The following is a 19,058-nucleotide window of genomic DNA, read 5'->3' as shown; positions in this document are numbered from 1 at the left end:
ATAGATATGACTCAAGTTAAAACACTTCCCACTTACGACCCGACTTTATTTGAGGGTGCTGCTGAACTCTACGCTCAGTACAGGACTAAATACCCGCCTGTTGTCTTTGACAAAATAGCTGAAATATTTAATCTCAATGGTCAAGGACGATTGCTGGATTTGGGTACCGGGCCGGGATTAATTGCAATTCCTTTGCAAACTAGATTTGAAGAAGTTGTGGCCATCGATCCCGATCCTGATATGCTTGCGGAAGCTAAACGGCAAGCAGCAGCAGTGGGAGTAAATAACATCACTTGGCTGCAACAAGGGGCGGAGTTCATCGACTCTAGTTTAGGAACATTTAGATTAGCCACCATTGGTAGAGCTTTCCACTGGATGGAACGCGAATTAGTGCTTGAGCGCCTTTATCAATTGCTGAGTGATGATGGTGGAATTGCACTGCTGAATACTGGTGATAATCCTTGGGAAAGTTCTTTACCTTGGAAACAAGCAGCCATTGGAGTCGTGAAGAAATGGTTAGGCGATCGCCGCCGCACTGGATTACGAGGAGAAGGTATTCGCAAGCCAGTCGATCCTCCCCATGAAGTTGTGATTGCTAATTCAGCTTTTGCTCGTCAAGAAGTCTATGAAGTGCCATTTGAACAATCTTGGACTATTGATAGCTATCTTGGCTATTTATACACCACAGCTTTTTCTCTAAAAATTTTCTATGGTGATAATGCTCCAGGATTTGAAAGAGACCTCAAAGAAGCACTGCTAGAAGTAGAACCCTCTGGAAAATTTACAGAAGAACTCAAAGCTACAATCTTAGTTGTTTGGAAAAAATAGCAACTTCAAAAGCCAAATATAAAGGCTTGTTTTTCTGCCGAATTTTCCTAAAAATTTTAACTTTCGACTAGCACAACCCTGGAGTGGGTTATTCTCACTCCATTTTCTAATTTTTCCTCTCCTAACTGTTAAACTCAAGTTCCTATAGTCCTTCTAGAGTGGGGTTATACCCACTCTAATTTCTAGTATTTGAAGTAATTTAATTTTGCAAAAATTAATAAATAATTTTGTTTTTTATTTTTAAGTCCGCAATAAATCATAATTTTATAAATACCTAATTGAACAATAAACAAAACAACCAATGTCAGCTAGCAAACAAAAATTTGATTTGAAGAAAAACCAGAAAATAACACGTCGTTCTTTATTATTTGCTCTCGGCTATTGCTTGGTATTATCAACAAGTTTATCGGGTTGCAGTGAAGCTAAAAATACGGCTCAGCAATCTCCTAGTTCTTCTGATTCAGTAGCTTCATCTAACACTACAGAAAAACAAACAGTACGAATTGTCCGGTCAAAACAACTCACAGGTTTAGCAGTATTAGAAAAGCAAGGGTCTTTAGAAAAACGATTGGAACCTCTGGGTTTTAAGGTACAGTGGTCTGAGTTTGCAGCAGGGCCGCAACAGCTAGAAGCTTTAAATGCAAACGCACTTGATATCGCATCTACAGCTGAGTCACCTCCAGTATTTTCACAAGCCGCAGGAGCGCCTCTTGTTTATCTGGCTACCACATACTCTAGTGGTAAAGCAATTTCACTTTTAGTTCCGGTAAACTCTCCAATTAAAAGTGTTGCTGACTTGAAAGGTAAAAAAGTAGCTTTCCAAAAAGCCTCTATCGGTCACTACTTATTAGTCAAAGCATTAGAAAAAGCAGGACTCAAACTCAGCGATGTGCAATCAGTTTTTCTACCACCACCAGATGCTAATGTGGCTTTTAGTCAAGGGAAAGTAGATGCTTGGTTTATTTGGGAACCATTTGTCACTAGAAATGTGCAAAACAAAGTCGGTCGTGTTTTAGTAGATGGAGGTGAATTGCGGGATACTGGCAATTTTTACTCAACTTCACGTCAGTTTTATCAAGCACATCCTGATGTAATTAAAGTGTTTCTCGAAGAATTAGAAAAGGCAGAAATCTGGACTAAAGAACATCCCAAAGAAGTAGCGCAACTACTTGCTCCTGTAACTCAACTAGACCCACCTATTCTAGAAATTATGCATAGTAAATATAATTACGGGGTGCTACCAATTACTGAGAAAACTATTATCAAGCAGCAAGAGGTTGCAGATAAATGGTACAGCCTTGGACTTATACCAAAAAAAGTAGATGTAAAAGCCGGATTTTTGACACCTGAAGAGTACGCAAAAATTACTCCTGCTGAGGTTTTAGCTAATAAATAGCCATCAGATTTGAAATTTTGAATTTTGTATTGAGAAATTAGTTTGGGAATTGCAAAAAAAGACTAAACACAGGAGAATATTATGCCGCCTGCAACGTTAACAGAAGTAAAAATCACTCCTATTGATGCTCCCTTAGGAGCAGTAGTTACTGGTCTAAATGCAAGTCAACCTATTGCACCTGAAGTTATATTACAACTTAAGGAAGCTTTGCGCGATCGCCACATCCTCATCTTTAAAAATCAACAACTTTCTGACGACCAGTTTTTGAATTTTTCTCTATACTTTGGGGCACTTTTTGTACCCTCTGATGAAACTCCAGTACTAGCTTCTAAACCCGGAGAAACTCCCGTGGTGATTTTAATTTCTAATGTCGATGGTGGCTATACTGGTACTGGCGAACTAAGTTTTCATTCCGATCACAAATGGACTCCTACTCCATCTAGCGGCTCGCTTCTTTACGCTCTAGAAGTACCTTCTCAAGGTGGAGATACTTATTGGTTAAATACCAATTTAGCTTATGAAGCTTTGGATGAAGCTACCAAAAAACGGATTGCTAATTTACAGTTAATTACCTACAATCCGTTTTTACAAAACCGAAATGCACCCCGTCCCTTATATCGTTGGGACAAAAATATTCCACTAATTAGTCCTGTCTTTCCTCATCCTCTAGTACGGACACATCCTGAAACTGGTAAGAAGCATCTTTACTTAGATATTGCTACTGAAGTGGAAATTGTCGGCTTAGAACCTGAAGAAGGATCTAAATTGATTGAACAATTGCGTCAACATTTAAATCAGCCCAAATTCTACTATCAACACAAATGGTCTGTAGGTGATATTGTCTATTGGGATAATCAAGCTACTTTGCACTACCGTCAAGCATTCGATCCCAATGAACGAAGAGTATTAAAACGAGTTAGCCTTGCAGGTAGTCGTCCTTTTTAGGATGTGTATTTAGAGTAGAGACGCGAATAACTGTGTCTCTACAAAATTTATTAAAAAAATTAATTTTTGGTATTTGCAAGCAAAATCTAGTTTTTAAATAATTGGGAATAATGTATTTTGATATACGTGTATTGGAGTTGTACATCTTTTTTGAAAGTTAATTTTCAACAGATAATATTTTTAAACGCAGATTAAAGCGTAGAGTGAAGCTGAAATTTTTACCTAATTATAAGTATTAAAAAATATTCAAATTTCTCGTATTGATTCGTGTTCATAAATACGTTCTTAAAACAAATAAATAGATAAAATTTGTACTTGAAATAAAATTTATTTTATTCCTAGCAAAGGATAGATATTAATTGATTTTAGTCATTTTTTAAAAATATTAATCAAAATTCAATTATTGAAAATCTGATTACATCGTAATTAGAGGTCAATTTTATCCAAAAGGTGTAAGAATGTTTAGTAATACTTTAAGAACTAAACCAACAATAATTAGAAAACTAGCATTATTTGTAATGCCTGGTTTTTTAGCTTTATCTAGTACTTTAATCAGCTGCACTCCCAGCACCAATAACACAAATACAGCTAACGAATCAAAAGGAGATACAGCAGCAACAAAAACGATTAGTTTTAAAACAAAAGTGTTGCGAATGGGGTATCAAAGCTCTGGTGATTTAGTTCGGGTCAGAGGAGTTTTAGAAAAACGTTTGGAACCTTTGGGAGTAAAGGTAGAGTGGTCACAATTTGCCCAAGGGCCGCAACTCATGGAAGCGATGAATGTTGGTAAAATTGATGTTGGTTCAGTTGGAGAAACTCCTCCTATATTCGCCCAAGCCGCAGGTGCAAGAATAGTCTATTTGGCTGGTAGACGCATTACTTCAACATCAGGTAAAGGAAGTGCGATCGTTGTTCCTAACAATTCTCCAATTAAAACTTTAGCTGAAATTAAAGGTCAAAAAGTAGTCTTTCAAAAAGGTTCAGCTTCTCACTATTTTATTATTCAAGCCTTGAAAGAAGTAGGCTTAAAATATAGTGATATTAAAGTTTTAAGTATGCCCAATGTAGAAGCCCGTGGTGCATTTATTCAAGGAACTATTCCAGTTTGGGTAACGGGCGATCCTCATTTAGCTTTAGTGGAAAAACTCCACGGTGCGCGTGTGTTGCGAGACGCTACAAATATCGGCACTCCTGGAGGATACTATGTAGGAACGCGCGAGTTTGCTAGGGACAATCCAGAATTAGTTCGCATTATTTTGGAAGAGATTGATAAAAACGGCCTATGGGCAGAAGCAAATCGGAAAGAAGTAGCCAAACTAATTGCACCCGTACTTAAAATCGATCTGCCTATTCAAGAAATAATTTCTGAACGTGCTAATTATCGACTCAAAGGAATTACCCCAGAATTGATGAAAGTTCAACAAAGTGTTGCAGATTTATTTTATCAAGAAAAAATTCTACCCAAAAAGATTAATGTTGAGGAGGCACTGCTTACACCTAAAGAATATGCAGCTATTACTCCACCAACACTAGTTAGTGAAAAATAGAAGACTAGTCACTAAAGTATCCTGACTCAAAAGCTCAAGTTTCGAGTAATAAAATCTAAATAATAACAATTCAATGTGAACTTGCACTGAATAATTTTGAATTTATTGCTTTGTTTGGTATTTTCCATTTCCTTTAATCAAAATTAAGTGCTTTTACATAAAGAATTGGTACAAAAAGACAGTAGAAATTCATAGTTTCTACCGTCTTTTTTAATTTTATCAATTTATGAACACAGTTAACACACATTAAAACTACTGTTTATATTAACAACGAAGGTTAGAAAATCGGGCTGCAATCTGGAAATTTGCAATGGGCTGGGTATAATCTGATGTTTCAAACCATAACCCTTTTTTTAAGGATTAAATTTAGAATTTTTATTAGATAAAATGATTAAAAATTAACTCGGAAATCCAGCTATTGAGGTGATAAAAAACTATGGTGTTTTACCATTAATTACTTGTTATGCTGGTCAGCTAAATCAAGTTTTTATGAATCTTTTAGCTAATGCCATTGATGCTTTAGAAGATGTTGATTGCGCTCAAGATTGCCTAACTTCTCAGCCACAAATTACCATTCATACTGAAATAGTTGGAGGCCATGGCGTCAGGATATCAATAGCCGATAATGGTGTTGGCATGACAGAGAGTGTACGTGCGCTCTATAATTTTTCACTCTTTCTTCACCACCAAACCGATGGGCAAAGGCACAGGTATGGGATTATCAATTAGTCAGCAAATTGTGACAGAAAAGCACGGTGGTCAATTAAAATGTGTTTCTTCCCACTGTCAGGGAACAAAGTTTATTATTGAAATTCCAATTGCTTAAAAAACTGTAGCAGGAGAATCCTGAATTCTGAAAACGTTTTGATAGCTTGATTGGTGTCAGCGATTATTTCTGTTTGAAGCTGTTCTATTTGCTCTAAAATACTTATTGTAGCGGTTCCCAATCATATGAGTTGCAAAAATTTGTATGGGCGTCAAGCTTGGCGCTCCTACTTTGTATGCCATCAAAGGGAAATTGCTATAAACAATCGATGGTGTTCTTTATGCCTAAGGATAGCGAAGATTTAATTGCAGCTGTTAACAATCTAAGAACAACTGTAATCAGTGGCTTTGTAATTATTTGTGGAGTTTTAATGATGTGTACTAGTTTAGTATGCATAATAACTACAAAAAATTCTTTAAATTTTATAGATTACGGCTTTACATTCTTTGTTTTTCTGGTTGGTTTTTCATTTTGTTGTACTAATGTGAAAAACTTAGATTAATAGTTTAATCATTTGTTTTTGGTTATTTGTACTCTATTACAAAGTTCTATTCGTCGTCCCTTGTGCGACGATCGCAGGAGAAGAGAAGCCATCGTCCCAAGCCGGCGCACCCTGCGGGAAGCAAGCTACAGACGAAAGTACTTTGTTCTTAGAAACACAAATGACAAATGATAAATGACTAATGACAAATCTATACAGAAAGTAGGGCAATATATAGGCCAATACAGTTCAGTTAAGCTTTTTTCCCCTCTGCTCGCTGCTATCTGTCAACAACTGTCTTAACAGATAAATTCCTTAACTCAACTGTATTGATATATAGGCATATTAGCCTAGCAGACTAACTAAAGACACCAAATCCAGGTATTTATCAGTATTTATCCGTATTAATATGCTGTAGCGCAGTTGTGTGAAAAACATAATTGATACAAAAACTTAAACCCTTGCTTAAGGATAAAAAAACGGCGTTAAACTAGATAAACAGGGCAAGAAATTATAGGTAAAATATGATGACCGATCGCGATTACACACTAATTATTGATAAAAGTGGCAGTATGTCCACACCTGACCAAGTTGGTGGTAGAACGAGATGGGAAATAGCCCAAGAATCTACACTCGCTTTGGCAAGAAAGGCAGAACAGTTTGACCCAGATGGTATTACTGTTTATGTATTTTCTGGAAAATTTAAACGCTATGATGATGTAACTTCGGCCAAAGTCGCGCAAATATTTCTGGAAAACGATCCTGCTGGTACAACTAACTTAGCAGGTGTACTCCAAGATGCCATCAATAATTACTTTCAACGCAAAGCTGCTGGTCAAAGTAAGCCAAACGGAGAAACAATTTTAGTGATTACTGACGGCGAACCAGACGACCGTAAAGCTGTGTTTGAAGTTATCATTCATGCTACTCGGCAGATGGAGCGTGATGAAGAATTAGGAATTTCGATTATTCAAGTAGGCACAGACGCCCAAGCAACTAAGTTTTTGAAAGCTTTAGATGACCAACTGCAAAGTGTTGGCGCTAAATTTGATATTTGCGATACAGTGACTTTAGATGACCTAGAAGAAATGAGTCTTGTAGATGTACTAACTAATGCCATAACTGACTGATAATGCCTAAAATTTTCAGATTGTTCTCATAAATTATCAACAATTTTTGAAGATATTATCTATCGTCAAAAATTGATTCTTAATATAAAAATTGTAACTAAATATTTGGGGAAGTTTTCAATGCTAGAAAATCGAGATTATACCTTAATTATTGACAAAAGTGGCAGTATGGCCACGCCAGATCAAAAAGGTGGTAGAAACAGATGGGTGACAGCACAAGAATCTACCTTAGCTTTGGCTAGTAAATGCGAGCAATTTGACCCAGACGGTATTACTGTTTATGTATTTTCTGGTAAATTTAAGCGTTACGAAAATGTGACATCCTCTAGGGTAGCACAAATTTTCCGAGAAAACGATCCCTCTGGTACAACTGACTTGGCTGGTGTGTTGAAACATGCAACTGATGATTACTTTCAACGCAAAGGAGCAGGTCAAACCAAGCCAAATGGTGAAACAATTTTAGTAGTTACTGATGGCGAACCAGACGATCGCAAAGCAGTCATGAAGGTAATTATTGAAGCTTCTCGCCGTATGGATAGAGATGAAGAATTAGCCATTTCTTTCATTCAAGTTGGTACAGATCAGCAAGCTACTCGTTTTCTCAAAGTTTTAGACGACGAACTCCAAGGCGCTGGTGCAAAGTTTGATATCTGTGACACTATTACTATGGAAGATATGGAAGATTTGAGTTTATCAGAGGTGCTACTCAACGCCATTAATGACTAGTATTAGGCAAAAGTAAAAGACAAAAAAGCATATTTTTTGGACTTTTGGAAAAAATGCCAAATAGAATCTTGATTTTTGCTTTATTTAGGACTTATGAAAATGGATTCTATTGATAAGCTGTTAGCTGAACTCAAAACTGAATACAAAGAAGAAAAACCCAAACAGCAGCCACCAAAATTAAATACAGCCAAACCTTTTGTTCCACCATCAACAAAAACTGGATCTTTGATGGATAATCTTTTGGCAGAAGTTAAATCTGATTTTGCAGAAATCGATGCTGCTGAGGAATTAAAAAGACAGCAAGAATTAGAACAGGAACGAATTCGCCAAGAACAACTCAAAGCTAAACAACTAGAAACTTTGAAAGTTCAAGCCAAAGAATGGATAGCGAAAATAGATCCATTATCGCCTGAAGGACTTTGGTTTGAAAGATTTGCTGAAAGTTATCCGTCTAAATTAGAGGCCGCCATTGAATATTTACGAAATAACGAATAACGTTTCACAACTTAATATTAATGGCGATCGTGGCGACCAAAATGTTGAACAGCCCATTCATGCATAGCGTAGAGAATTGGTTGCAAAGTTTCTCCTAGAGGCGTGAGTGAATATTCTACCTTTGGCGGAATTTGGGGATAAACTTCTCGATGAATAATACCGTCTTCTTCCATTTCTCTAAGTTGCTGAGTCAGCATCTTTTGGGTGATTCCAGGTAAAGTCCGTTGCAACTCGCCGAATCGTTTGACGCCAGTCATTAACTCTCTGATAATCAAAACCTTCCAGCGTCCGCCAATCACCTTGAGTGTAGTTTCTACTTCACAAGTCAGCCTGGTATAGTTTTCTGCTTCAGCTTTCATAGAAATTTTTGTGGAAATTTACTTCCAAATCAGTATTATTATATTCCGCCAATGCTAGTTAAACACTGTTTACTGTTGAGTGTTGACGGTTCACAGTCAACGACCTTAAGCTGTTGTTTATTTTTTGAGGTTTTTTAACAAAACCATTCATACTCTGCAAAATATAGCAACAACATTTTTAGGGTTGCTGATTTGATCGCGATATGAAAATTCCTTTTAGAGACGTTGCATTGCAAGGTCTCTACATCTGGATTCTCCATTTTTTTATTGCCTAAGAAACTTTCATGCTTAAACAGATATCTGCAATCATCACTGTCCTAATTTTAACTTTGGGGTTTGCATCCACATCTGAAGCTGCAACTCCCCGTTCAATGTGGGTGGAAAATGAAATTTACCAATACAACCATCAGTTTGCTTCTCAATTGCCCCAAGAATTGGCAACGAAAATGCAAAAGATGGCAGCTAGCCCCTTTGCCTTCTATCGAGGGACGGCTCATATTTTTTATCGTGATATGCCAACTTTAGCAGCTTCAGGATTTGTTAATTCTCCAACTTCAGCCATTTGGTTGGAGGGAGACATGCACATGCAGAATCTTGGAGGAATGAGAGATAGCAACGATAATAACGTCTTTGATACCACTGATTTTGATGAAGGCTATCTCGGCCCCTACGTTTGGGATTTGCGACGTATGGCAGTCTCTATTCTCTTAGCAGCTAAAGAAAACGGTTTTAGTTCTAGTGATGGTCAAGATATTGTCAAAAATTTCCTGGATGCTTATCTCAACAAGATGAAGGACTTTAAAGGCACTAACGATGAACTATCATACCGTTTAGAAGAAAGCAATACCAACGGTGTGGTTAAGGATTTGATTCAAAAGGCCGCAGGTAAGAGCCGTTCTAGTTTACTAAATAAGTACACGTTGTTAAATAGCAGTGGCGATCGCCTTTTTCAAACAACTTCGGAACTCCAACCTGTATCTAACAGCACCTATTCAAATATTACCACTGCCATCAGCAGCTACATCGCTTCAATTCCCAGCAGCAAGCGCTACAGCAATAATTACTACGCCCTCAAAGATATTCGCCTCAAATTAGGTTCCGGTATTGGTAGTCTGGGTAAGTATCGGTATTATTTGCTGATTGAAGGGCCAAGTCCAGCAACAAACGATGACCGAATTTTGGAGATGAAACAACAAAGCACTAGCGCTGTGGCCATCGCATCTCCAGGTTTGTTACCGAGTTCAGTTTACCATCATCATCAAGGAACAAGGGTGACAATCGCCACCAAAGCCATGCTTGCTGATACCGATCCTTTAGTTGGCTATGCTACTGTGAGTGACATTCCCTTTATGGTGCATGAAAAATCGCCCTATGAAGTAGATTTTGACTATACTTTGCTAACTACTAAGTCAAAGTTCATGGATGCAATGGCTTATGCAGGGAAGGTGGTTGCTAAAAATCATGCCATCTCAGACAAGGACTACGATGCTGCCATTGTTCCTGTCAGCGTTGACAAGGAAGTAGCTGATATCACTAGCGGTAATCAAAGCGGATTTAAAGATGAGATTGTTAACTTTGCTCTAGACTATGCAACTCAAGTCGAGTACGATTATGGGAGTTTTAAAGATGCCTATAACCGCAATACGGTTTGGTTAAAGGGGAAAGGGCAAAGGGGAAAGGTTTCAAATACATCCAAATCCCTTTACCCCTTAACCTTTTCCCAGACCACAAGGGAAGTTCATACTGCTTATCCGAACCGTATTGCCTATAACCGGGGAGTAACACTCTATTAAAAGAACTGAAAAAAATCAATTATTCCAGTTAAAGGGATCAGTGTTGACCCAATACTTGTCGGTTAAGGGGAAAAGGGTAAGGGATTTAAAACCTTTCCCCTTTCCCCTTTCCCCTTTACCCCGCTCAGTTGACTTGGCGAACTACTAGTTAACTTCGTTGGCGATAATACCAATTAAATTCAACTTGCTCAAAATTTCAATAGCTTGAATTAATTGAGTTCGCTTGACTTTACCCATGCGTTCTACCATGACGATGGCGTTGCAAAAAGATGCGATGATCCTGGCATCAACGGTGGCTAAAATTGATGGAGCATCTATCAGTACTAAATCATAATTTTCTTCAAAGAACTCGATTAGTTCTTTCATACTTTGAGAACTCAGCAGCTTGACTACATCTTCTGGAACGGGGCCAGCAGTCAAAACGTCAATCAATGGGTGAATGGGCTGAATATAATCTTGAAAATTACTAGTTGTCTCATCAACTAATAACAGAGATAGTCCCCAATCATTGGAGAGTTCTAATACTTTGTGCAGGTTAGGATTTTGTAAGTTAGCATCAATTACTAACACCCGTCGATGCATTCGGATGGCACTAGCCACCAGTCCTAATACTAAAGTTGTCTTTCCTTCTCCTGGTATAGCCGAAGTCAACATTAATGACTTGAAAGTCAAGGGATATTTAAATATTTTAATATTTTGATAGATCATGTCCAAAGTTTCATGGACAGGCAACTTGGTGCTGACTTCTACCATCGCAGGAGGTAAACTGCGTCGCTGATTCCCAGACAAATTTAACAGGCGCTTTTTATTATGAAGCGATCGCAATTTTGGCACTGTTCCCAGTACGCGCAGATTTGTCAGTTTATTCAAGTCTGCTGTACTATATATTGTGTCATTAAACTTCGACAACATTAAGGCTAATAAAATACCCAGAACTGGGCCAATTACTCCTCCTCCAAGCAAATATAATAATTTATTATTCTCCACATAAGTACCCAAAGCAGGTTCTTCCAAAACTTGCCAGTTATACCCTTCCTGAGAAATTTTCATTCCTAAGGATTGTTGTGCCTGGAGTAATTGTTCGAGGGTTTTATGACTAGTTTCTACCTTTTGCCGCAGACGATTATATTCAGCCGTTAAGTTGGGATATTTGTTTAATTCCGAACGAACTCGCTGTTCTGATTGTACTAAACTTTTCTCATTAGCAGTTAACCCTAAAACATTTGTTTGTAACAGAATTAATTCGTCCAATAGCTTGGGTTCGACTCCTACGACTCCGGCTTGTAAAAGTTTATCGTCCTTGCCACCGTTAGTAATATTCTTCACTTCCTGCCGTAACAATGTTAGTTGGTTTTGGCGTTGCTGTTTGAGTTTTTCTACTGATGGATAATCATCTGTATAACGCAACCGTTCCTTAGCCAGAGCTAATTCAGTTTTTTGAATTTCATTTAATAGTATTTGATAACGGCTTGATTGATTTAAACGAGAAGAAAGCTGAGCATTCTGTTGCGAAGAAGCTGCTATTTCTTGTTGTAAGCTATCGTAGCGGGCGTTGACATCTTGCAGCTGGGCGCGAGTGGTTTGTAGCTGTTGTTGAATTTCAGCCAAAGACTCTAGCACAATTTTACTTTGTGCTTCCGGATCGACTAAATTATGTTTTTTGCGAAACTGTTCTAAATTTTTATCAGCTTGACTCACTTCTTTTTTGATTTCAGGGAGGCGCGTATTCACAAAAGCCAGTCCCCGATTTAAACGCTCTTTTTGTTGTTCTGTGTTGTAATTTTGATAGACTTTTTGTAAAGCTTCAAGTACTCTTTGGGCTTTGACGGGATCGTTATCTTCAAAAGAAACTTCAAATACTTGATTAAGAACTGGTTCAGCTTCTGTATTTGTGTTTTCTGGAGTGATTTTTAAAGGTGCTGGTTTGGTATATTCCTTTTGACCTTTGAGATATTCTAAAGTGATATCTGGATAATTAGCACGAAGTAAATCTACAGCTTTTTGAAGTAGCTTGGAACTCAGCATGAGTTTCATCTGAGTGCTGTAATCAATAGTTTTAGTATCTGCGCCTTGTGTGATATTGTTTGACTGTGCCCCTTGAGATAAATTAGAACTCACCAATATCTGCATCGAGCTTTGATAATTAGATTTAGCATTGACAGCAAAGTAGCTGGCAACTGACATGACGATACAGGAAACTCCCAAAATCACAAAGCGTTGACGAAGCAAAATAGTAGGTAGTTGTCTGATATTAAACCGGCTTTGTACTGAGGTGATAACTTGTTGGTCTTGATTCAGACTTGTTTTAACCACTATCCAACTCCTCTAATATTGAAAGAATTTATATCTAAGATGGTGAGAAACATTTTTAGAAATGATTTTTTACACCTACGAAATAGAAAAAATACTTAATTATTGTTCAAAAATTAAACCACTTGGAACGATCTTATGTCAACTAACGTTTTCATGTTCATGAATTCATGCATATAAATTTTCAATCAGTACTAAAACAACGTTTTTTCAATAAATCTTTATTTAAAGAATAAAAATCTTGATAAAAAATTAATGATTTTTTTGAGTTATTTAACTATATGGTGTTGTAATTTAGTACATTACTAATAGCTAAAAACGTGATTTTTTTAACTTGTAAATAAAAAACTTACGGTAAGTCGCTTTGCGTCTGCAAAATGGCGCAGTAGCCCAAAATCAACTTTTGCGTAGTGGTAGTAGCTGATTCTTGGAATTTGCCACTGCATTTTAGTCTCAGGCTGATTTTTCAGGTTATGTGAAAACTAACACTAAACCTAACCCCCTTTCTAACTAGACTATTGCAGGACTTACGCAATAACTACGATTTTACGTGATTACGAGTGAAGCGTCTCATAGAAAGGTAATCGCCAAAAACAATGGGATTGCTTTCCTACACTACGTTCCCATCCCAATGACAATATCGGTGTTGCGTAAGTCCTATATTGATTAGCCAGATATTTCTCAACTTTTGTGAGATTATTGACTCACCTTTTTTATCCTGATTAGTTCGTGGTTAATTCTCAATAAAAAGGTAGCTTTATCAATAATTATAAATGGAGGATTTGTCAACTATGCTTAACCCTTCATTTGGGAAGATGCTGAGCAATTCGGGGTTTGAACATAGTAACGAAGTATAGCAAAATGCTAAGTATTTTTTTAAATGTTTGTGCCTAATTTGTGCCTAAATAGTAACAATAAAGGTCATTTTTAATCGATCCTATTTCTGGAATACTGCAAACTTTCAATGAAGATTCTAATAACCACCAAAAAAGATCTGATTTGGCTAGCAGTTAACTTGATTTGAAAAGATAATTGCAAATGGCTAAGATTCCAGTTTTGGACTTATACGGTAAATTCCGGAGTTAGCTAGAGAATCATCGCTAATTTTCAAGTGATGATCTGCCAAGAATTTCAGGTATTTACTTGATAAGACGATGGTCTTTTCTATCCTTTGTAAAAGTTATTAAAATTTAATCTTTGCTAGATGGAAAAAGTATGATAATGAGCGTGCTTTCAAGCTTTTACACAACTGTGTAAAACTTTCACAACTTATCTATAGGACTCATATTTGATTTGGAGAAAAAATCAGTACACTTTTACTCGCTGTTCCCCGTTCCCTGACTACACAAGTACGTTCAGTTATCAAGTCGGATTCCTATATCTTTTGCGAAACTTTCAACCTATTTCTGGTTTTTTGTGCATACACTTAGCTAAAAATTATTTTTATGGCAGAACCTAATAATACTTTCTTGACCGCGACACCAATCGAACCAGATTCAAACTTTTACCTTGAGCAGAATGTAATCCTTATCGATTCGGTGAGTTCAACTGACACTGACGATTACTACAAGTTCTACACGCTTTACGGCCCATCGAACCTCTACGCTTCTATGCTTGGGTTGTCAGCCGACGCCGATCTCTTTATCTACGACCAAAACCAGAATCTAATTGCCAGTAGTACCAAGGGCGGCAACTTGAGCGAGACAATTAATACTTCGCTACAAGGTAACCAGTACTACTACGTAAAGGTACGCCATTATTCGGGAAACCCCACAAATTATTCGCTGTACTTATACAACGATTATTCTGGCTCGACCTTAGCGACAGCGAGGGATATCGGTACTAGTTGGGGACAAAGCAGCGATAAATACTTGGCTTACAACAAGATTAACTGGCAAGACTATCTCGACTACCGCGATAACGTTGATGTCGTCAAGTTTAAGATGGAAGCCCCTGGCACCATCAGTCTGCGGATGAAGGATTTCACCTATACTGGTGGGTTGCAGGCCAAGATGGAATTGCTCGACTCCAATGGCAACGTATTGCGAACCATCTCTGGTACGGTGGGCGATGGTCTGAATGTTGACCGCTACTCCGCCCCTGCTGGCACTTACTACGTCAGGTACACTCAAATTTCCGGCTCCGACCCCTACAGCCTGCGTATTGTCACTGATTACGCAGGTGATGTTACTGGCACTGCACGAGACTTAGGCAACGTCAGTGGCAGTAGTCGTCGTTTGTACGATATGGTAGGGGGCCCATTTGGGCTGCCAACCTATGAAGATGCTAATGACCTCTACAAATTCACACTGGATAAAACCTCACCTATTGATATCCGGTTGGATATTGATACCTTTGTCTTCCCGACTCCAACCTTCGATGCCAATTTACGCCTCGCCCGTGACACAAACAACGACGGGTTTATTTCAGCTGATGAAGTTATCCTTTCATCGTCCAACCCAGGAGACGATAGCCTCTCAACCACTTTAGGGGCAGGTACTTATTACGTTCAGGTGGTGCAAAACGGAGCTTATACCAACTATCAACTGGATATCGATTCAGACTTTGATGCTGTTCCTGGCGATCCACAGGGGTACAACAATCTATCAAAGGCGCGATCGCTTGGTAATTTAATTGGGGAAACGCCCTTTAATTTTGGTGATGGGTTTGGTATCAGTGCGAGTGATTTCTCTGATTACTTCAAGTTCACAATGACCGCTGCGGGGCGACTCTCAGCTTCAGCATTTAATAACCCCTACTACTCTAGAACTACCCAGAATCCAACTCTGTCAATTGTCCGAGACTTAAATAATAATCAGCGGCTCGACGCTGGTGAAACAATTACGCCGTTTACTGTTGGCTCCTTGAGTGCAAACTTGGCAGCAGGAACCTACTTTATCCACGCCACTGGTAATGGCGAACAGTCCGCCTACAACCTGGGACTGGTGTCAGATTATGCCGGAAATACCTTAAGTACAGCTCGCCCATTAGCAGCCATTACTGGGACGACACCGCCCAACCAAATTTTCCAGGACTACATCGAACAATTCTTCGATGCTTCCAGCGATGTCAACGACTTTTATCGCTTCGATTTGGCAAGCACTTACGAAGTTACACTCAACACCACAGGCGTTGCTGGTGAAGATTTATCGCTTTCACTGATTAAAGATGTCAACAACAACGGTGTCATCGATGCCGGCGATATCTTAGCCACATCAAACGCCTTGAACTCCCCTACAGAAACTCTCTCACGTCTACTTGGGGCTGGGCGCTATTTTGCCCGCGTCCAAGGAGTTAACGGTTCCACAAACTACACCCTGACCTCAAAGTTCGTCAGTCCGAGTCAAGATCCTGATGACACCATCGCTGAAGTTGAAAATCGTGCAGGGAATATCAAGACTCTAGGTGAGTTCGCTGACTTTAGCTTGAATGTACCAACTGATGTCGATCTAGTTAAATTTACAGTTTCTGCTGGGCAACGGGTGGGGTTTGATGTCGATTCTCGCAATGGGTCAAACCTCAACACCTACCTCAGGGTCTTCAACTCCAGCGGCACACAACTGGCTGCCAACAACGATGGAGCTGCGCCGGGTGAAACTTCTAGCCAGTTTTCCTACTTGGCTTATACATTTAGTCAAGCGGGGACATACTACGTCGGCGCGTCCCTCAACCCGAACTCGAATTACAGCGCTGTCACGGGTGTTGGGGATGTCGCAGGTTCGGGGGCTACGGGAGACTACCGTCTAACGCTCAACGATCTTGGACGAGTATTCACTGGCGATGCCGGGAACAACTCCATCGCTGGCGGTACTGGTAACGATAACCTCAATGGAGGTGCGGGGAATGACACAATTACTGGTGGTGGCGGTAACGATATACTGACGGGTGGTTCTGGCAACGACCTATTAGTTGGTGGTAGCGGAAATGATACCTTAACTGGGAATGATGGGGCAGATATTTATCGGTTTACAGCACCAAGCGATCGCTTGGATACAATTATTGGCTTCAGCGGTGCTGCTGGCGACAAAATTCAGATATCTGCCGTCAGTTTTGGTGGCGGATTGGTCGCAGGTAACCTCACCCCAGACCGTTTTCGTTCCGGCGCGGGCATTACCACAGCAAACACCGCAAACCAGCGCTTCATTTACAATACGACAAATGGAGCTTTATTCTATGATGCCGATGGCAGCTTAGGAGGCTCTGCACCGCTACAAATTGCCACCTTGTCTGGCAATCCTGCCTTGAATAACACCAATCTTGTGGTTATTTAACGCTCTTTTTAAGTAGAACGTTCAAGTTCGTAGTATGGGCTTTAGCCCTTTTAAACTCCTTGTTAACAGGGATAAATCGCTGACTACGAACAAACTTCTAATCTGACATTTAATTATGTTTAAGTAGCTCAACCTAAAAAAACGTCATACGTAGATGTCAATAAATGTAGGGTGTGTTATGCCGTAGGCTAACGCACCTCTGTAGACTGTACTATAGCAATTGAGGTGCGTTACGCTTTGCGATAACGCACCCTACCATTGTTTTATGTTTAATTAAGTTGACCTACTTACCTGCTTATTACTCTGAAAAAAATATCTGTAGCTTGGGTTGACGCAATACATTATTCAACAAAACCAGGAATTGTTGGTGTTGGATTTTGTTCCTCAATCCAAGCTACATCTATTAAGTGGGCGGACATGATATCAAATCCCAAATTTAAACCCTTGCTTTGCTTAACTCCACTTCCCGCCGCCTGGGTACTTCATGAATCATGAAATCATAAGCCATATCAGTATTCTTAAAAATTGCACGGGCTTCTTGAAGCAGATCTTTTAACTCTAAGTTATTTCCAGGAGCGTAGCGGGGACTAAAATGGGTCATAATCAACCGATGTGCGCCAGCAGCTAAAGCTGTTTGGGCGGCCATTGTGGTTGTGGAATGCAATCGCTGAAAAGCCATGTCTGCATCCTGATGGGCAAAGGTGGCTTCATGAATTAATACATCTGCATCATGAGCTAATTCCACTGCGCCATCACAAAAAATTGTGTCTGTACAATAGGCAATTTTGCGCCCAATTTCTGTAGGGCCGCAGAATTGGGCACCATGAATCACACGTCCATCCTCAAGAGTTACTGTTTCACCGCGTTTGAGTTGGCCGTAAATGGGGCCTGAAGGAATTTGCAAAGCTTTGGCTTTTTCGAGATCAAAGCGTCCTGTGCGGTCTTTTTCGGCTACGCGATACCCAAAAGCTGTAATTCGGTGATGTAAATGACCACAGCTGACGATGAAGTCATCGTCTTCATAAATTATCCCTGGACGGATGGCATGGACTTTGATGGGATAGGAAAAGTGTGTGTGGGAATAACGCGAGGCGGCTTGAATGTATTCGTTTAATCCAGGCGGGCCGTAGATATCAATTCGTTCGACATTACCAGCCAAGCCGCAAGTAGCAAGAAGTCCCATCAAGCCAAAAATGTGGTCGCCGTGCATGTGGGTGATAAAAATTCGGGAGAGTTGACTGATTTTTAGTTCACTCCGTAAAATTTGATGCTGAGTGCCTTCGCCACAGTCAAATAACCACATTTCTGCCCTTTGGGGTAATCTCAGGGCGACGCTGGAAACATTGCGCGATCGCGTGGGTACCCCGGAACTCGTCCCTAAGAATGTTATCTGCACAGCTTTCTCTAGTCTTCCTCTTGCTCAAGTTGCAGCTCTATGTTTCTATAGTGGCACGGTTAATGAGCAAAATACGGCCAATTTATTAGGATGGGGCATGGGGCATGGGGCATTGGGCATTGAAAAGTCAAAAGTTCTTTAATGCATGAATTTTGTTAGAGCTACGATTCGCCGTGTCCGCGAGCGTCATTTTGAATTGATTTCTCTGCCCACCTCAATTTTTTCCCTGTTAAAGTTGATTTTGCCAATAGGCTAGTCGGGTTTGAAGAATGCTGAGGTGGATAATATGCCGTTCGACTAAAGTTTTTAGTTCTCGCGCTCTTGCAGTATAGTTTTGTTTGCACGCCAATGCCTGACGAATTCGGTCTTCACAAGAGTTTTTCAAGGCAATTTGAATTTCTTTTTCCCACGCCACCGCCAAAGCTTGAACGCGATCGTAATCTTTTTGAATCATTTCCTTTGCTGTATTTGACTCAGCAATGGCTTGATGTAAACTTTGAAGATAATAATTCCAGGTGTCTGCTAGCGGCTCTGCCTTTTTGCTATTTTCTCGGCTATTTTGATAATATAATCCTGACTTTATTTGGGTAAATGAGTGAGTTAATTCTACCATGT

13 protein-coding genes and 1 pseudogene are annotated in these 19,058 nt (G+C 39.4%); 10 read left to right on the top strand and 4 right to left on the bottom strand.

Annotated elements, in window-relative coordinates:
* The first annotated feature begins 6 nt into the window (after nt 1-6).
* The 8 genes and pseudogenes from VF06_RS10575 to VF06_RS10535 all read left to right on the top strand — a co-directional run bounded on the left by VF06_RS10575 (nt 7) and on the right by VF06_RS10535 (nt 8,314).
* The gene (locus VF06_RS10575) at nt 7-828 is read left to right on the top strand and encodes a class I SAM-dependent methyltransferase (protein WP_099069613.1); all 822 of its coding nucleotides are present in this window, start codon (nt 7-9) and stop codon (nt 826-828) included.
* Between the two features lie 301 nt (nt 829-1,129).
* Complete coding sequence (locus VF06_RS10570) at nt 1,130-2,224, top strand: aliphatic sulfonate ABC transporter substrate-binding protein (protein ID WP_099069614.1); 1,095 nt, start codon at nt 1,130-1,132, stop codon at nt 2,222-2,224.
* A gap of 81 nt (nt 2,225-2,305) precedes the next feature.
* Nucleotides 2,306-3,169 (top strand): TauD/TfdA dioxygenase family protein, encoded by an 864-nt coding sequence (locus tag VF06_RS10565; protein ID WP_099069615.1) that lies wholly within the window; start codon nt 2,306-2,308, stop codon nt 3,167-3,169.
* A gap of 458 nt (nt 3,170-3,627) precedes the next feature.
* Nucleotides 3,628-4,716 (top strand): sulfonate ABC transporter substrate-binding protein, encoded by a 1,089-nt coding sequence (locus tag VF06_RS10560; protein ID WP_099069616.1) that lies wholly within the window; start codon nt 3,628-3,630, stop codon nt 4,714-4,716.
* Between the two features lie 411 nt (nt 4,717-5,127).
* Nucleotides 5,128-5,542 (top strand): annotated as a pseudogene (locus tag VF06_RS10555) (sensor histidine kinase); the annotation flags it as partial.
* Between the two features lie 945 nt (nt 5,543-6,487).
* A complete protein-coding gene (locus VF06_RS10545; RefSeq protein ID WP_099069618.1) occupies nt 6,488-7,093 on the top strand; it encodes a vWA domain-containing protein in 606 nt (201 codons plus the stop codon).
* 120 nt (nt 7,094-7,213) lie between these two features.
* Nucleotides 7,214-7,819: a vWA domain-containing protein gene (locus tag VF06_RS10540; protein WP_099069619.1), complete on the top strand. Its 606-nt coding sequence runs from the start codon at nt 7,214-7,216 to the stop codon at nt 7,817-7,819.
* Between the two features lie 99 nt (nt 7,820-7,918).
* Nucleotides 7,919-8,314, top strand: coding sequence for a salt stress protein, Slr1339 family (locus VF06_RS10535; protein ID WP_099069620.1), 396 nt, complete (start codon nt 7,919-7,921; stop codon nt 8,312-8,314).
* Between the two features lie 17 nt (nt 8,315-8,331).
* Here VF06_RS10535 and VF06_RS10530 read toward each other — a convergent pair whose 3' ends face one another.
* Complete coding sequence (locus VF06_RS10530) at nt 8,332-8,673, bottom strand: winged helix-turn-helix transcriptional regulator (protein WP_099069621.1); 342 nt, start codon at nt 8,671-8,673, stop codon at nt 8,332-8,334.
* A gap of 284 nt (nt 8,674-8,957) precedes the next feature.
* Between VF06_RS10530 and VF06_RS10525 the strand changes: the two genes are divergently transcribed.
* On the top strand, nt 8,958-10,466 hold the full coding sequence (locus VF06_RS10525; protein ID WP_099069622.1) for a DUF2252 domain-containing protein: 1,509 nt from the start codon (nt 8,958-8,960) through the stop codon (nt 10,464-10,466).
* 144 nt (nt 10,467-10,610) lie between these two features.
* Here VF06_RS10525 and VF06_RS10520 read toward each other — a convergent pair whose 3' ends face one another.
* Nucleotides 10,611-12,779, bottom strand: a complete 2,169-nt coding sequence (locus VF06_RS10520) for a GumC family protein (protein WP_180267334.1) — start codon at nt 12,777-12,779, stop codon at nt 10,611-10,613.
* Nucleotides 12,780-14,221: 1,442 nt separating this feature from the next.
* Here VF06_RS10520 and VF06_RS43370 point away from each other — a divergent pair.
* Nucleotides 14,222-17,047 (top strand): calcium-binding protein, encoded by a 2,826-nt coding sequence (locus VF06_RS43370; protein WP_099069623.1) that lies wholly within the window; start codon nt 14,222-14,224, stop codon nt 17,045-17,047.
* 436 nt (nt 17,048-17,483) lie between these two features.
* Here VF06_RS43370 and VF06_RS10510 read toward each other — a convergent pair whose 3' ends face one another.
* Both VF06_RS10510 and VF06_RS10505 read right to left on the bottom strand, forming a co-directional pair.
* Nucleotides 17,484-18,443, bottom strand: coding sequence for a ribonuclease Z (locus VF06_RS10510; RefSeq protein WP_099069624.1), 960 nt, complete (start codon nt 18,441-18,443; stop codon nt 17,484-17,486).
* A 229-nt stretch (nt 18,444-18,672) separates the two neighbouring features.
* A complete protein-coding gene (locus VF06_RS10505) occupies nt 18,673-19,056 on the bottom strand; it encodes a PspA/IM30 family protein (RefSeq protein WP_099069625.1) in 384 nt (127 codons plus the stop codon).
* Nucleotides 19,057-19,058: the final 2 nt, after the last annotated feature.

The organism is Nostoc linckia z4, assembly GCF_002608075.1.
Taxonomy (GTDB): domain Bacteria; phylum Cyanobacteriota; class Cyanobacteriia; order Cyanobacteriales; family Nostocaceae; genus Nostoc; species Nostoc linckia.
The sequence above is the reverse complement of the archived record's forward strand: the minus strand, read 5'-3'. Positions and strand labels throughout refer to the sequence as shown.

Excerpts from the sequence above, each read along its gene's own strand:
- VF06_RS10525 (WP_099069622.1), top strand. The coding sequence starts at position 8,958 with ATGCTTAAACAGATATCTGCAATCATCACTGTCCTAATTTTAACTTTG.
- VF06_RS10545 (WP_099069618.1), top strand. The coding sequence starts at position 6,488 with ATGATGACCGATCGCGATTACACACTAATTATTGATAAAAGTGGCAGT.
- VF06_RS10560 (WP_099069616.1), top strand. The coding sequence starts at position 3,628 with ATGTTTAGTAATACTTTAAGAACTAAACCAACAATAATTAGAAAACTA.
- VF06_RS10505 (WP_099069625.1), bottom strand. The coding sequence starts at position 19,056 with ATGGTAGAATTAACTCACTCATTTACCCAAATAAAGTCAGGATTATAT.
- VF06_RS10540 (WP_099069619.1), top strand. The coding sequence starts at position 7,214 with ATGCTAGAAAATCGAGATTATACCTTAATTATTGACAAAAGTGGCAGT.
- VF06_RS10535 (WP_099069620.1), top strand. The coding sequence starts at position 7,919 with ATGGATTCTATTGATAAGCTGTTAGCTGAACTCAAAACTGAATACAAA.
- VF06_RS43370 (WP_099069623.1), top strand. The coding sequence starts at position 14,222 with ATGGCAGAACCTAATAATACTTTCTTGACCGCGACACCAATCGAACCA.
- VF06_RS10530 (WP_099069621.1), bottom strand. The coding sequence starts at position 8,673 with ATGAAAGCTGAAGCAGAAAACTATACCAGGCTGACTTGTGAAGTAGAA.
- VF06_RS10575 (WP_099069613.1), top strand. The coding sequence starts at position 7 with ATGACTCAAGTTAAAACACTTCCCACTTACGACCCGACTTTATTTGAG.
- VF06_RS10570 (WP_099069614.1), top strand. The coding sequence starts at position 1,130 with ATGTCAGCTAGCAAACAAAAATTTGATTTGAAGAAAAACCAGAAAATA.
- VF06_RS10565 (WP_099069615.1), top strand. The coding sequence starts at position 2,306 with ATGCCGCCTGCAACGTTAACAGAAGTAAAAATCACTCCTATTGATGCT.